Origin of the sequence: Formosa bonchosmolovskayae, assembly GCF_051016085.1 — a bacterium.
In the GTDB taxonomy this organism is placed as follows: domain Bacteria; phylum Bacteroidota; class Bacteroidia; order Flavobacteriales; family Flavobacteriaceae; genus Formosa.
In genome coordinates, this window is sequence record NZ_CP174605.1 from 3,041,426 (window position 1) to 3,056,010 (window position 14,585).

At 33.5% G+C, this 14,585-nt stretch carries 14 protein-coding genes; 7 read left to right on the plus strand and 7 right to left on the minus strand.

The features are described 5' to 3' along the window. A complete protein-coding gene (locus ACKC83_RS12915; RefSeq protein ID WP_434035820.1) occupies positions 1 to 663 on the minus strand; it encodes an HAD family hydrolase in 663 nt (220 codons plus the stop codon). Between the two features lie 141 nt (positions 664 to 804). On the opposite strand from ACKC83_RS12915, the gene ACKC83_RS12920 reads away from it, so the two are divergent. Both ACKC83_RS12920 and ACKC83_RS12925 read left to right on the plus strand, forming a co-directional pair. Further along, entirely contained in the window at positions 805 to 963 is a 159-nt protein-coding gene (locus ACKC83_RS12920; protein ID WP_414034279.1) for a hypothetical protein, read from the plus strand. Between the two features lie 5 nt (positions 964 to 968). Next, positions 969 to 1,352 carry a YchJ family protein gene (locus tag ACKC83_RS12925; RefSeq protein ID WP_434035821.1) on the plus strand — a complete coding sequence of 128 codons (384 nt, stop codon included), beginning with the start codon at positions 969 to 971 and terminating at the stop codon, positions 1,350 to 1,352. Here ACKC83_RS12925 and ACKC83_RS12930 read toward each other — a convergent pair. The 6 genes from ACKC83_RS12930 to tsaD are packed head-to-tail and all read right to left on the minus strand — an operon-like array spanning position 1,349 to position 6,558. Then, positions 1,349 to 2,527, minus strand: a complete 1,179-nt coding sequence (locus tag ACKC83_RS12930; RefSeq protein ID WP_434035822.1) for a THUMP-like domain-containing protein — start codon at positions 2,525 to 2,527, stop codon at positions 1,349 to 1,351. The genes ACKC83_RS12925 and ACKC83_RS12930 overlap by 4 nt on opposite strands. Before the next feature lie 7 nt (positions 2,528 to 2,534). After that, positions 2,535 to 3,620: an AI-2E family transporter gene (locus ACKC83_RS12935; RefSeq protein ID WP_434035823.1), complete on the minus strand. Its 1,086-nt coding sequence runs from the start codon at positions 3,618 to 3,620 to the stop codon at positions 2,535 to 2,537. Positions 3,621 to 3,642: 22 nt separating this feature from the next. Further along, entirely contained in the window at positions 3,643 to 4,146 is a 504-nt protein-coding gene (locus ACKC83_RS12940; RefSeq protein ID WP_434035824.1) for a TrmH family RNA methyltransferase, read from the minus strand. 7 nt (positions 4,147 to 4,153) lie between these two features. Continuing rightward, a complete protein-coding gene (locus tag ACKC83_RS12945) occupies positions 4,154 to 4,795 on the minus strand; it encodes a DUF4159 domain-containing protein (protein ID WP_434035825.1) in 642 nt (213 codons plus the stop codon). Between the two features lie 6 nt (positions 4,796 to 4,801). Continuing rightward, complete coding sequence (locus tag ACKC83_RS12950) at positions 4,802 to 5,506, minus strand: 16S rRNA (uracil(1498)-N(3))-methyltransferase (protein WP_434035826.1); 705 nt, start codon at positions 5,504 to 5,506, stop codon at positions 4,802 to 4,804. Between the two features lie 29 nt (positions 5,507 to 5,535). Continuing rightward, complete coding sequence (tsaD, locus tag ACKC83_RS12955) at positions 5,536 to 6,558, minus strand: tRNA (adenosine(37)-N6)-threonylcarbamoyltransferase complex transferase subunit TsaD (protein WP_434035827.1); 1,023 nt, start codon at positions 6,556 to 6,558, stop codon at positions 5,536 to 5,538. A gap of 125 nt (positions 6,559 to 6,683) precedes the next feature. On the opposite strand from tsaD, the gene ACKC83_RS12960 reads away from it, so the two are divergent. The 5 genes from ACKC83_RS12960 (at position 6,684) to ACKC83_RS12980 (ending at position 14,522) form a co-directional block, all read left to right on the plus strand. Further along, a complete protein-coding gene (locus ACKC83_RS12960) occupies positions 6,684 to 11,057 on the plus strand; it encodes a translocation/assembly module TamB domain-containing protein (protein WP_434035828.1) in 4,374 nt (1,457 codons plus the stop codon). 155 nt (positions 11,058 to 11,212) lie between these two features. Then, positions 11,213 to 12,199: a 6-phosphofructokinase gene (pfkA, locus tag ACKC83_RS12965; protein WP_414034288.1), complete on the plus strand. Its 987-nt coding sequence runs from the start codon at positions 11,213 to 11,215 to the stop codon at positions 12,197 to 12,199. Positions 12,200 to 12,215: 16 nt separating this feature from the next. Next, positions 12,216 to 13,220, plus strand: a complete 1,005-nt coding sequence (gene gap, locus ACKC83_RS12970; protein WP_414034289.1) for a type I glyceraldehyde-3-phosphate dehydrogenase — start codon at positions 12,216 to 12,218, stop codon at positions 13,218 to 13,220. 76 nt (positions 13,221 to 13,296) lie between these two features. After that, on the plus strand, positions 13,297 to 14,160 hold the full coding sequence (locus tag ACKC83_RS12975) for a BadF/BadG/BcrA/BcrD ATPase family protein (protein WP_434035829.1): 864 nt from the start codon (positions 13,297 to 13,299) through the stop codon (positions 14,158 to 14,160). Next, the gene (locus tag ACKC83_RS12980) at positions 14,160 to 14,522 is read left to right on the plus strand and encodes a methylglyoxal synthase (RefSeq protein WP_434035830.1); all 363 of its coding nucleotides are present in this window, start codon (positions 14,160 to 14,162) and stop codon (positions 14,520 to 14,522) included. Before ACKC83_RS12975 ends, ACKC83_RS12980 begins: the two co-directional genes overlap by 1 nt. The last annotated feature ends 63 nt before the right edge of the window (positions 14,523 to 14,585 follow it).

Below are 14,585 nucleotides of genomic sequence, written 5' to 3' on the forward strand. Positions count from 1 at the left end.
CTAATTTTCGAATTCAGATTTTATATTTTCGAATTTAATTTCACTAAAGTCAGAAATTAATTTATTCGCTAAAGTATAGGTCTGATTTTTAGAGTGTTCGCTCTTGTAAGCCACGCAATAAATTCCTGCCGCATGCGACGCTTTTATACCACTAGTAGAATCTTCAATAACCATACATTCTGAAGGCTTAAAACCAGCAATTTCAGCCGCACGTTCAAAAATTTCTGGATGGGGTTTCGAGGCTTCAAGATCTGCTCCAGAAACACGACCTTTAAAATATTGATCTAATTCGAAGCGTGAAAACACATCATGAATGGTAATTTGCGATGCGGAAGAGGCCAAAACAAGTGTAAGTCCGTTGTTATAATAGTTCTGAATTAAATCGAGTACACCAGGAAGTAAATCTAAATCGGGGTCGTTTTTAAAAAGTTTTTGAAATGCTTTACGTTTTAATTGTACCAGTTCTTCAGGATCGTTTTCTAACCCAAAATGTTCGCAAATTCCTTTACAAGTACTAATAGTAGAACGACCAGTGTAGCTCTGATATAAAGCCAAAGGGACTTCAATACCAACAGTTTTAAACATATCGTAATAGGCTTTATAGTGTAGGGGTTCTGTGTTTACAATAACACCATCCATATCGAATAAAACTGCCTTTAACATATCCTTTTTTTTAGATTACGAAGATATAAAAGCATTTTAGCTTAGTTGATAAGAAATCATTAAAATTAATTGAATTTATTATTCGGTTTATAGAATGCGAGCATGTTTAAAATCGTAATTTTGAATTGAAATTTTGGAGTAATGGCTAAAAAAGGAAAAGAGAAGAACACAAAGAATAAGGCGAAACATTCTAAGTTAATGGATCGTAAAAAAAATAAATTACGTGCCGAAAAAGAATTGCACAAGGAGCGTTTAAAAGCTATAGTTAAAAAATCACAAGAAAATCAATCTAATACTTAAGCGTTATGAAATGTCCTTGTTGTAGTGAAAAATTGTATAAAGATTGTTGTGAAATCGGTCATAAACATATTAAAAAAGTAAAAACGGCCGAAGATTTAATGCGCTCTCGCTATGCCGCTTTTGTTTTGGCTAATGGCGATTATCTAATGGCGAGTCACCACGAAAGTACGCGACCTTCTAAGGAGAAAAAATCTATTGTAAAATGGGCTAAATCTGTAGATTGGATTAAATTAGATATTATAAAGACGTCAAAAGGATTGGAGACAGATACAGAAGGAACAGTAGAGTTTAAGGCTATTTTTCAAGATGATGGCGAATTACAAATGATACATGAAAACTCCAGATTTGTTAAAGAGGATGGTTGTTGGTTTTATATCGATGCGCTCTAAGCCTTTTTGCAAATAATTACAATCTTATTTGAATTTACATCTGTAGTAAAAAACAAATAGTCGTCTCCACCATCTTTAATTTTTAGTTTTTTTCTTAAATCGGCAACAGAGTCTTGGAAATTTCTAGTCGTAATGTTGGCTTTCTTAATACCTTCCTTTTGGATTGCTTTTTTATTAAAAGGTATTGTTTTAATAATTTCAAAGGTACGCCCTGGAAAAGCTATTTTTTCTTGCGAAGTATATAAATGAGCATGTTTTTGAAGCTTAAATACACCTAATTGATGGGCGACAGAATTGAAAGCTCCCGCTTTTAATATTGCCGAATTGGGTTCGTAAAGAAATTGTAAAGGTGTGCTGTATTCTATGAATAACTCACCTTCTAAATCAATAGGGAAATCGAAAGTTTCTACCGTGTTTTTAGTAATATTAGCAGTATGTATTGTAAACGCATTTGTGGCATTGCGATCAAGTACCCACAATAATTCTTTAACGTCGTTATTTAAAGCAACCACGTATAAAGCGTTTACATATTTTAACTCTTGGCAACCTACAGAAATATCTAATAGGGGAGAAGTTTTTACCAATATATTATTGGCGTGTTTAAATAAAAGATCTAAATGTTCAGGTACATTGGGTAGGCAATCGTTAAGAAAAAACACTTTCCCTTTACTATCGTGACGTCTAGAAGGGTCTACATAAATCCAATCGAATACTTTTGTTGTGCGTTTTAAATAGGTAATTCCATCTTCAGAAATAGTCTCAATTGTATCCGCATTTAATTGCTGAAAATTATGAGTTACAATATCGCTTAAATGGGTATTAATTTCGCAATGCGTAACCTGTTTAAACTGTTTCGAAAAAGCATAACAATCTACTCCAAATCCGCCAGTTATATCTAAAATTGAATCTCCCGAAATTAGGGACGCTTTATAATTGGCCGTGCGCTCCGATGATGTTTGTTCAATATTTAGTTTGCTCGGATAATAAATATTAGGTGTGTTGTACCAACTCGGTAGTTTACTTAAACAACGTTGTTTGGCCTCGATTTGCTCAACAATTTCTCGCGTTTCTACTCCTTCAAAAGCGGTTCCTTTTAAAAGTATAGCGGTGGTATCTGACTTTAAATTAGATGCTATAAAATCTTGAATTTCAGTATTTAAAATTAGTGTATTCAACGCGTTGCTATAAATCTTTAGTAAGGTGTTTTACGATCTTATTTTCAGAAAGAAATTCTTTCAAAATAACTTTTAATGCGGTGTAGGCTGGCACTGCTATTACCATACCAATAATCCCGAAGAGTATTCCGGTAATAATTATCACTAAGAATATCTCTAAAGGATGCGATTTCACACTACGTGAGAATATTATAGGCTGACTGAAAAAATTGTCGATTAATTGAGCAAAAGCAAATCCGATTAAAACATAAATGGTAGTGGAAAGTGCCACACTAAACTCATTTTGCAGGTTGCTAGACAGGGTTAAAACAATCATTAAAATTGCACTAATTAATGGTCCGATGTACGGGATTAAGTTTAATAGCGCACACAAGAAGGCAATGACAATAGAGTTTTTAATTCCGAATATAGATAGCACTATGGCATAAATCACAAATAAAATTAAAATCTGAATAAGTAAGCCAAGGAAGTATCTAGATAATAAATGTTTAATGGTGTATAAAGATTTTTTTACACGATGCTTTTTACTTTCAGGAACCACAACCATAAAGCTATTTTCAAGTAGTTTTCTATCTTTTAAAAAGAAAAAAGAGATAAATAATACCGAGAAAAAAGCGATACTAAAGGTTCCGAATCCGCTTAAAATAGAGTTTAAAAAATCGGGAATTACAGAATAATTAATTTTTGAAAGTAAATGATAATCCTCTAACGATTTCTCCAGATAAATATGTTTTCCTTCCAGATAGTGGGCCACCTCAAGGTATACTGTGTTAAAATTATTTTGAAGTTTGTTTATGTTTAAAAGCGATAAATTGTGACCTTGTTCTATAACTAAAGGGATAAAAAGTAAGATTAATCCAATAAGTGAACCAACAATTATAAGCATGGCTAAAACAACAGATAAGGAATCGTTAAATTTAAAACGGTCTCTAAAAAGCTGAACTAACGGAGCACCCGTTAAAGAAATAACTGCAGAAATAACAATATATACAATAACAGATTGTATTTGATACAGAAAATATAAGATAAGAGAAATAAATACTAATGTAAATATTGCCCTTAAAATGCCGTTTGCTATGGTTCTAGAATTCATAATGTAAATATAGATAAAAGGATTAAAGACTTTGTTTGGTTAGTTCGTATAAAACAATACTCGTGGCTTGTACCACATTCATACTGCTATTTTGTCCAAACATATCTATATGAACTACCATATCCGAGGCCTTTAAAAGAGCTTCTGAAACTCCAAAATTTTCATCGCCAATTAGTAGTGCTATGGGTTGAGATGTAGAAAAGTTAGCCTCTCTTAGTGGGATGCTAGTATCTGTAATTTCTAAAGCAATTATTTGATATCCTTCAAATTTTAATTTAGAAATCACCGCGTGAACATCGTCTTGCAATTCGAAAGGGACTACTTTTTCGGTTGCCCGAGATGTTTTGGTCATTTTTCGTCCTAATGGAATATAAGAACCACAAAGCATAAGTTTTTCAACACCAAAAGCATCGGCGGTTCTAAATAAACTTCCAATATTTGGTGCATTGGTAACGTTGTCGCAGACCAATGTAATTGGAAATGTTTTTTTACTGAATTGCGTATTATAATGATTGAGTTGAGCCATTTAAACCTTAATGATTAAAAACGTAATAAATTATATTTGCACCCATTTTTAGTGCTTTTTCGCGAACATCTTCGGGGTCGTTATGTACTTCCGGGTCTTCCCAGCCATCTCCTATATCGCTTTCGGTTGTAAACAAAACAATCAAGCGTCCGTCGTGAAACAGGGCAGAGGCTTGTGGGCGTTTGCCATCGTGTTCATGAATTTTTGGTAAACCATCAGGAAACGGATTAGGTGTTTGAAAAATCTCGTGTGTCGCAGGTAATTCTATTAAATCTTGTTCAGGGAATACGTCTTTAAGGGCTTTAGTAATATATGGTTTTAATCCATAATTATCATCTATATGAAGAAATCCGCCAGAGATTAAATAATTTTTAAGATTGATTTTATCATTATCGTCAAAATATACATTTCCATGTCCCGTCATATGTACAAAAGGAAACTGAAAAATATCGAGGCTTGCTGTTTCTACTGTCTGAACTTCAAAATTTATTCGTGTATTAATGTGTGTGTTGCAATATTTTACCAAATTTGGTAGAGAAGTCGGGTTACTATACCAGTCTCCACCACCTTTATAATGTAAAACGGCAACATCTTGAGCAGAGGCTAAAGAACTAATTACAAATAAGGTAAGGACTAAAAAATACTTCATATGTAATTATTCATTAATTAATGCTGCGGTGTGACAAGCCACAATTGCGGCTGTTTCGGTGCGCAATCTGGTGTGGCCCAAAGTTACAGGAATGAAATTGTTTTTAAGAGCTAACGAAATTTCTTTTGTGCTAAAATCGCCTTCTGGACCAATTAAAATTGTAAGATCTGTTTTTGGAGTGATGAGCTGTTTTAGTGATTTTTTATCGGTTTCTTCGCAATGGGCAATAAAACAAGTTCCGGTATGTTCCTGAGTGATAAACGATTTTAAAGCTACCGGTTCGTTTAGCTTAGGCATATAATAATGCAAAGACTGTTTCATAGCCGCCTGTAATATTTTATCGTACCGTTCTAACTTTACAACTTTGCGCTCGCTATGGTCGCAAATAATAGGAGTAATGCTATCAATACCAATTTCTGTGGCTTTTTCTAGAAACCATTCGTAACGATCATTCATTTTTGTAGGTGCTACAGCAAGGTGAATGTTGTAATCTCTAGCATTTTGAAACGTTTTCTCGGTAATGGTTGCTAAGCAATTCTTAACATCAGCTAAATTTAATTCTGCAGTAAACAACCACCCTTTACCGTTCGTGACGAATAATTTATCGGCCGTACTTTTTCTTAACACTTTTACAATATGTCTGCTTTCTTCTTTGGAAAAGGCAATTTGCGTGGTGTTTTCAGTAATATCTGGATTGTAGAATAGTTGCATAATTTAAATAACTTTGGATATTAAAAAACCTATATTTTTAAACGGGCAGAAGCTGTAATATTGGCTTCTGAAAAATCGTTTTCTAAATATTTTAAATAGCCAACAATGGCAATCATAGCCGCATTATCGGTAGTAAATTCAAATTTAGGAACATAAGTGGTCCAATCAAATTTTTGTTCACCATCTTTTAATGCTTTTCTAATGCCTGAATTTGCCGACACACCGCCACCAATGGCTATGTGTTTAATTCCAGTTTGTTTACTGGCAAGTTTTAATTTATCAATTAAAATACCAATAATGGTATACTGAATGGAAGCACAAATATCGTTTATGTTCTCTTCTATAAAATTAGGATTGGCTTTGACTTCCTTTTGTATAAAATATAAAATGGCGGTTTTTAATCCTGAAAAACTAAAATTTAAACCGTCTACTTTGGGTTTCGTAAATTTAAAGGCTTTCGGATTTCCTAACTGTGCCCGCTTGTCTATTTCTGGTCCAGCAGGATAGCCTAAACCTAAAATTTTTCCACTTTTGTCGTAAGCTTCACCAACAGCGTCGTCTATAGTTTCTCCAATAACTTCCATGTCGAAGTAGCCACTCACTTTAACTATTTGTGTATGTCCTCCAGAAATAGTCATGGCCAAGAAAGGAAACGGAGGTTTGTTAAATCCGTCTTCATCTATAAAATGCGCAAGAATGTGACCTTGCATATGGTTAACATCGATAAGCGGAATATTTAAACCATAAGCTAAAGACTTCGCAAAAGAGGTTCCTACCAATAAAGATCCCATTAATCCAGGACCACGAGTAAATGCTATAGCCTGTAGTTGGTCTTTAGAAATCCCTGCTTTTACAAGGGCTTGAGCAACCACGGGTACAATATTTTGTTGATGAGCTCGAGAAGCAAGTTCTGGAACAACACCTCCAAATTCTTCATGAATTTTTTGGCTAGCAACAACATTGCTTAGTATTTTTCCGTTGTGTATTACAGACGCTGCAGTATCGTCGCAAGAAGACTCAATTCCTAAAATGTAAATATTTTCTGAATGCATTAGAATGTATTAGAAGTATTGTTATTTTTGGGCTCAAAGTTATAACTTTAAACCGTATCAAAAAATTTTTAAAAATACTATCCAAACTAGCAGCCATCATTTTTCTGCTATTCGTTATTTTAGTTGTGATTTTGTCGATTCCAGGGGTGCAAACCAGATTAGGAAAATACGCCACATCTAAATTAAATGAGTCTTTCCACACGCACATAAATATCGGGGCGGTAGGTCTTCATTTTAATGGAGAAGTACAGGTTAAAAATGTTTATATAGAAGATTATAAGCAGGATACTTTAATTAGTGCAAAACTACTGCAAACACATATTGTAAATTTTCGAAACTTATATAATGGTAGGTTGGTGTTTTCCGAGATTGAGTTAACCGATTTAGATTTTAATATAAAAACATACAAAGACGAGGAGCAAACCAATTTAGATGTTTTTGTAGCGCGTTTTGACGATGATAATAACGACGATACACCAAGTAATTTTTTACTATCGTCTAGCGATGTATCTATTTACAATGGGCATTTTACCTTTACTAACGAAAACTTGGAAACGCCAGAAGTAATGGTGTTTAAAGATATTACCATTAATGCTTCTAAATTTTTAATTCACGGACCTAAAGTGTCTGCGCGAATAAATACGTTAGAGTTAACCGATAGTAGAGGGTTACATATAGATAATATGAGTACTAATTTTGCGTATACATTAAACGATATAACGTTCGCAAATTTAGATTTAAAAACAGATGAGTCCTCCTTAAAAGGAGATATTCGATTTGAATTTGATCGTGAAGACCTTCAGTTTTTTACAGATAAAGTTCAGGTGAATGCTAATATAACCTCGGCAGATTTAGCCTTGCGAGACCTGAATTATTTTTACGACGAATTTGGTGTTAATCAATCGGCGGATTTTTCGGTGTTGTTAACGGGAACTTTAAACGATTTAAATTTAGATAATCTTGATCTAAGAACCAATAGAGGGTCTAGGATTATAGGAGATTTAAATTTTAAAAACTTGTTCAATAGAGCAGATGATAGTTTTTATATGAAAGGTGATTTTACCAGATTGTCTTCAACGTATAAAGATTTAATCACACTATTGCCTAATTTATTAGGACAAACCATTCCTTCTAACTTCGATCGGTTTGGGTACTTTAATATTACGGGAACTTCCGAGATAACGACTAATAAAATTATAGCCGATTTAAGGATGAACACGACCTTAGGTCTAATAGAATCTGATTTAGTTTTAACCGATATTAATGATATTGATAAAGCTAAATACAAAGGAAATGTAGTAGTTACAGATTTCGACTTTGGGGCGTATATAGATAATACACAGGTAGGCAAAACATCTCTAGATATCGATATTGAGGGAAGCGGATTTACAGTAGACAATGTAAATACTAAAGTTAATGGGAAAGTGTTTTCATTTGAATTTAATAACTATGCGTACAGCAATATCTCTGTTTTAGGAAACTTTAAAAAAAGTATTTATAACGGAAATTTAAAGATAGCCGATCCTAATTTTAAACTAGAATTTAACGGCCTAGCCGATTTTTCTAAGCAAACCAATATGGTCGATTTTGTTGCCGATGTGCAATATGCCGACTTAAGAAAGTTAAACTTTGTAAAAAGAGACACCCTTTCCATCTTTAAAGGCGTTGTAGAAATGAGAGCTTTGGGAACATCCATAAACGATGTAGAAGGTCTTATTGCCATGACAGATGCCAATTATTTAAACGAACATGATAACTATGTGTTCGATGTATTTACTATTAATTCGGTGTTTAGGGATTCTGTAAGATACGTTATGATTGATTCTCCAGATATTATTGAAGGAGAAATGAGTGGTATTTTCAGGTTTAGAGATATTGGGATTATGTTTAGAAATGCCATTGGGGGTATTTATAGTAACTTCGAACCAGATCCGGTGAAACAAAATCAATATCTCGATTTTAATTTTAGTATTTATAATAAGATTGTAGAAGTTTTTTATCCAGACATCAAACTCGGTAAGAATACGTTTGTAAATGGTCACGTGCAAAGCAATCAAGAATTGGTGAATTTTAAATTCAAGTCGCCAGAAATTAGATTGTTCGAGTATTTTGCGAGTAATATTGAAATTGATATCAATAATAAAAATCCACTATATAATACGTATATAGAAATCGATAGTTTTTACACCAAGTTTTACGATATCTCAAAATTTAGCTTAGTAAATAAAACCATGAACGACACCTTGTTTATGCGTACAGAATTTCAGGGAGGAAAGCGTAATGATGATGTATTTAACTTAAATTTTTATCATACCATTAATGCCGACAATAATTCGGTTTTAGGTTTTAAAAAATCTGATGTTACTTTTAAAACCAATACATGGACGATTAACAAGGACCGAGATACGTTAAATAAAATTGAAGTTTCTCGCGATTTACAAAATATCAATATCGATAAGCTTGCCATGTCTTTAGGTGATGAATTAATTACCCTAGAGGGATTTTTAAAAGATTCTTTAAATAAGGATTTGGTGCTAAATTTTAATAAAGTAGATTTAGAAAAAGTAACACCTACATTTGATAGCCTGACCTTAGGCGGGATTTTAAATGGTAAAATCGATATTCTTCAACAAAAAGGAAATTACACACCTAGCTCGGATGTAACTATAGATTCCCTTGAGGTAAATAATTTTAATTTAGGTTCCTTCTCCGGTAATATAACAGGAAACGAGAATTTAACGCGATACTTCGTAAACGCAAAAATTAAGAACGATGTTACCAACTCGTTTGCGGCGATTGGGTATATCGATGCTATAAATAATGAATCGCATATAGATGTTGATTTAAAATTTGAGAATTTCGATTTAAAACCTTTTAGTCCGCTAGGAAAAGATGTTATTAGCGACATACGTGGCTTTGTAACTGGAGATGCTAAACTGATAGGAGATTTAAAAAAGCCTTCAATAGAAGGGGTCTTAGACTTAAAGGAAGCTGGATTACTCGTTCCTTTATTAAATACGAATTTTAATTTTGCCGAAGGTTCTCGGGTTTTATTAAAAGATCAAGAATTTCGTTTTGACAACATCAAGATAACCGATAACGCTTTCGATACAAAAGGCGTTTTAGGCGGTTACATTAGGCACGATAATTTTTCTGATTGGGAATTAGGCATAGATATTACTACCGATCGTTTGCTAGTACTTAATACAGATTATACAGAAGATGCCTTATATTATGGTACAGGCTATATAGGAGGGAGGGCAACTATTTATGGTCCAACAGAAGAACTTGCTATTTCTGTGGTTGGAGAGACCAAAAAGGGAACGGTTTTTAAAATCCCAATGAACGATTCCGAATCTTTTGGAGATAATACGTTTATCCATTTTTTAAGTGCAGAAGAAAAACAAGCAAAGCTAGAGGGGAAAGAACTTATTGTTAGAGACATTAAAGGTTTGGAGCTAGATTTTGATTTAGAAGTGACCAACGATGCCGAAATAGAAATTGTAATGGACCGAGATTCGGGAAGTACAATTAAAGGGCGTGGTATTGGAGGATTACTTATTGAAATTAATACAAACGGGAAATTTAATATTTATGGTGACTTTTCGGTATTTAAAGGAGTCTACAATTTTATGTATGGCGGTTTAGTACAGAAAGAGTTTACGGTAGAACCTGGAGGAACATTAGCTTGGGATGGTGATCCGCTAGGAGCAAGGATAGATTTAAAGGCGATTTATAAAACGCAAGCAAATCCATCACCTCTATTAGATAATCCTATAAATAAGAGTATTCCAGTAAATGTAGAGATTAATTTAACGGAGCAATTGGATAAACCAGAGGTTAATTTTGGTTTTCAATTTCCGAATGTAAATTCTACAGTAAAATCGGAGTTAACATATAGACTAGAATCTAAAGAAGATCGCGATAATCAGGCATTGTATTTATTAACTACAGGAGCATTTTCAAGCGGATTAACAGGAATTAACCCTTACGGAACTTTAACCGAGCGATTAAATGGTATTGTAAACGGATTATTTTCTGAAAGTGATAACAAGTTAAACATTGGTTTAAATTACGAATTGGGAGAGAATAATCCAGAATATCAAACAGATGATCGTTTTGGGGTAACGCTTCAAACCCAAATTAGCGATCGTGTAATGATTAATGGTAATGTAGATGTTCCTGTGGGTGGTGTAAGTCAAACTGTGATTGCAGGAGATATTGAAGTCAATTTTTTACTAAACGAAGAAGGGACGTTAACCGCAAATGTGTTTAACCGAGAAAACAGCATTCAAGACTTTGGTGAAGAAATAGGTTATACTCAAGGTGTAGGTATTTCATATAATGTCGATTTTGATACGTTTAGAGAATTGCTTTTAAAAATATTTGTTGGCGAAAAGACAAATAATGAAGATGAAAATTCTGAAAACGAAACACCAAAACCTGTAAGTCCACTTCCGGCATATATTAATATGAAATCGGAAATTTCGGACGAATAAATCCATCCATTTTGCCTATTTAATCAATTTAAAAATAAGTTTTTAACTTTTTTGTTAATTCAAACGTTATAGTGTTATAGGGCCTGTTAAAAAGTTTTAAAAGGGGTTTTATATGTTGATTATCTTTAGTAGCTTTACTAACAAATCAATAAAACATGTCAAAAACCATTAAAAAAATAGGTGTTTTAACATCAGGAGGAGATTCTCCAGGAATGAATGCCGGGATTCGTGCGGTAGTTAGAACATGTGCTTTTCATAATATTGAATGTGTGGGTATTGTTCAAGGGTATCAAGGTATGATTCGAGGTGAATTTATTCCTATGGATGCACGTAGTGTAAAGGGAATCATCAATAAAGGAGGTACCATTTTAAAAACTGCGAGATCTAAAGAATTTAGAACGAAAGAAGGTCGCCAAAAAGCTTATGAAAATTTACAACAAGAAGGCATAGATGCTTTGGTTGTTATTGGTGGAGATGGTAGCTTTACAGGAGCAATGATTTTTAGTTCGGAATTTGATATGCCAGTCATGGGAATTCCAGGAACCATAGATAACGATATTTTCGGAACTACACATACATTAGGATACGATACGGCATTAAATACCGTAGTAGAAGTTATCGATAAAATTAGAGATACTGCGAGTTCTCACGACCGTTTATTCTTTATAGAAGTAATGGGTCGCGATGTTGGGCATATTGCGCTTAACGTTGGTGTAGCTGGGGGCGCAGAAGAAATCTTAATACCAGAAGAAAATTTAGGATTAGATAGATTATTAGAATCTTTACATAGAAGTAAAAATTCTGGTAAATCTTCTAGTATAGTAGTTGTTGCAGAAGGCGATAAAATTGGTAAGAACGTATTTGAACTAAAAGATTATGTCGACGAGCATATGTCGGAATATGAAGTGCGTGTATCTGTTTTAGGACATATGCAACGTGGAGGTTCACCATCGTGCTTCGACCGTGTATTGGCAAGTCGTATGGGAGTAAAAGCAGTAGAAAGTTTGTTAGAAGGAAAGTCTAATTTCATGGTCGGTTTATTAAACGATGTCATGTCTTTAACACCCTTAGATCAAGCTATAAAAGGTCAATCAAAAATTAACTTAGAATTATTACGTGTGTCAGATATCATGACCACTTAAACATTAAATTTAGAATATGTCAAAATTAAAAATTGGAATTAACGGATTTGGTAGAATAGGTAGAATTGCATTTAGAATAGCAGTTTCAAGACCTGATATTCAAATAGTAGGAATTAATGATTTATTAGATGTAGATCACTTAGCTTACTTATTAAAATATGATTCTGTACACGGAAGATTTGATGGAACAATTTCAACAAACAACGGAAACTTAGTAGTAAACGGTAATGAAATTAGAATTACTGCAGAACGTAACCCAGAAGATTTAAAATGGGATGAAGTAGAAGCTGAAGTTGTTTTAGATTGTACAGGAATTTTTACTTCATTAGAAGGTGCACAAAAGCACATTACTGCTGGAGCTAAAAAAGTAGCAATCTCTGCACCATCTGGAGATGCACCAATGTTTGTTATGGGAGTTAACCATAAAGAAGTAAAAGCAACAGATACAATTGTTTCTAACGCATCTTGTACTACTAACTGTTTAGCGCCTTTAGCTAAAGTTATTAATGATAAATTTGGTATCGTAGAAGGATTAATGACAACTGTTCACGCTGCAACTGCAACTCAGTTTACAGTAGATGGTCCATCTAAAAAAGATTTCAGATTAGGTCGTGCGTCTTTAAACAACATCGTACCTGCTTCAACTGGAGCGGCTAAAGCTGTAGGGAAAGTAATTCCTGAATTAAACGGAAAATTAACTGGTATGGCTTTTAGAGTACCAACTGTAGATGTTTCTGTAGTAGACTTAACTTGTCGTATCGAGAAAAAAGCATCTTGGGATGAAATTAAAGCGGCTTTAAAAGAAGCTTCTGAAAACGAATTAGAAGGTATATTAGGATATACTGAAGAAGGTGTTGTTTCTCAAGATTTCGTATCTGAACCAAAAACAAGTACTTTCGATGCTAACGCAAGTATGGCGTTAAATGATGGGTTTATTAAATTAGTATCTTGGTATGATAACGAATATGGTTATTCTTCTAAGTTAGTAGATTTAGCACAACACATTGCAACAGTAAAATAATTTTTTTTAATATAACTCCACAGAGTTCTTGTGTTTATCGCACAGTACTCTGTGGGGTTTTTTTATACCTAACCTTATGATTTTAATTGTTGATAGTGGTTCTACAAAATCCGATTGGATTGCAGTGGATAAAAATGGGAAACAACTTCTCGAAAAAGTAAGAACTAACGGATTAAATCCTGCCATTCTTTCTGAAAAGAAATTAAAAAAAATTATAAAAAAGAGTGAAGTTTTAAACGAGTACAAAAAAGACGTAACTCATGTGTTTTTTTACGGTGCTGGTTGTGGAACAGATAAACCTAAACAGCAATTAAAAGACGTTTTAGAAGGCTTTTTTGAAAATGCAGAAGTGACTGTCGATGAAGATACAATGGCGGCTGTATATTCTACAATAAATACACCAACAGAAGCTGCTGTAGTTTGTATTTTAGGAACTGGATCTAACTGTAGTTATTTTGATGGAACACAAATACATCAACGTGTAAAGTCTCTTGGTTGGAGTTTAATGGATGATGCTAGTGGTAATTACTACGGTAAACAATTAATCCGTGATTACTATTTTAATAATATGCCCGAAACCATTCGTGTGGCTATGGCAGATAAATATAATTTGGAAGCAGATTATATTAAATACAATATTTACAAGCAACCCAATCCAAACGCATTTTTAGCATCGTTTGCAGAGTTTATGTTTTTAAATAAAGATTCAGAATATATTAAGAATCTAATTAAAGATGGAATTAGATTGTTTGCTAAAAATCAGATTTTACAATTTAAAGAAGAAATCAAATCAGTACCAGTTCATTTTGCAGGCTCAATAGCTTATTTCGCTAAAGACGAAATATTAGAAGTTGCAAAAGAAATGAATTTTACTGTTGGTAATTTTGCCAGACGCCCAATTGAAGGTTTAGCGAAATTTCATACTCAGGATATAGAATAATGGAAATAGCAATTATCGCTCACGACGGAAAGAAAGCTGAAATGGTTCAGTTTTTAAATGAACATAGAGATATTTTAGATCAGAAGAATATCTCGTTAATTTCTACGGGGACTACAGGAACTAAAGTAGAAAAGGCAGGATTTAATGTAACACCTTATTTATCTGGCCCTTTAGGTGGAGATGCGCAAATCGCAGCGCGCGTAGCAGAAGGATTGTGCCATATGGTTTTATTTTTTAGAGATCCTCTAGAAAAGCATCCGCATGAGCCAGATATTTTTATGCTTATGAGAATTTGCGATGTGCACGATGTGCCACTAGCAACTAATCCTGCAACCGCAGAGTTGTTAATCAAAGCATTATAAAAACTAAAAAATCTCTTCTAGAGATTTTTTTTTGTTTTTAGTATAAAAGCATCTTCTTTATCA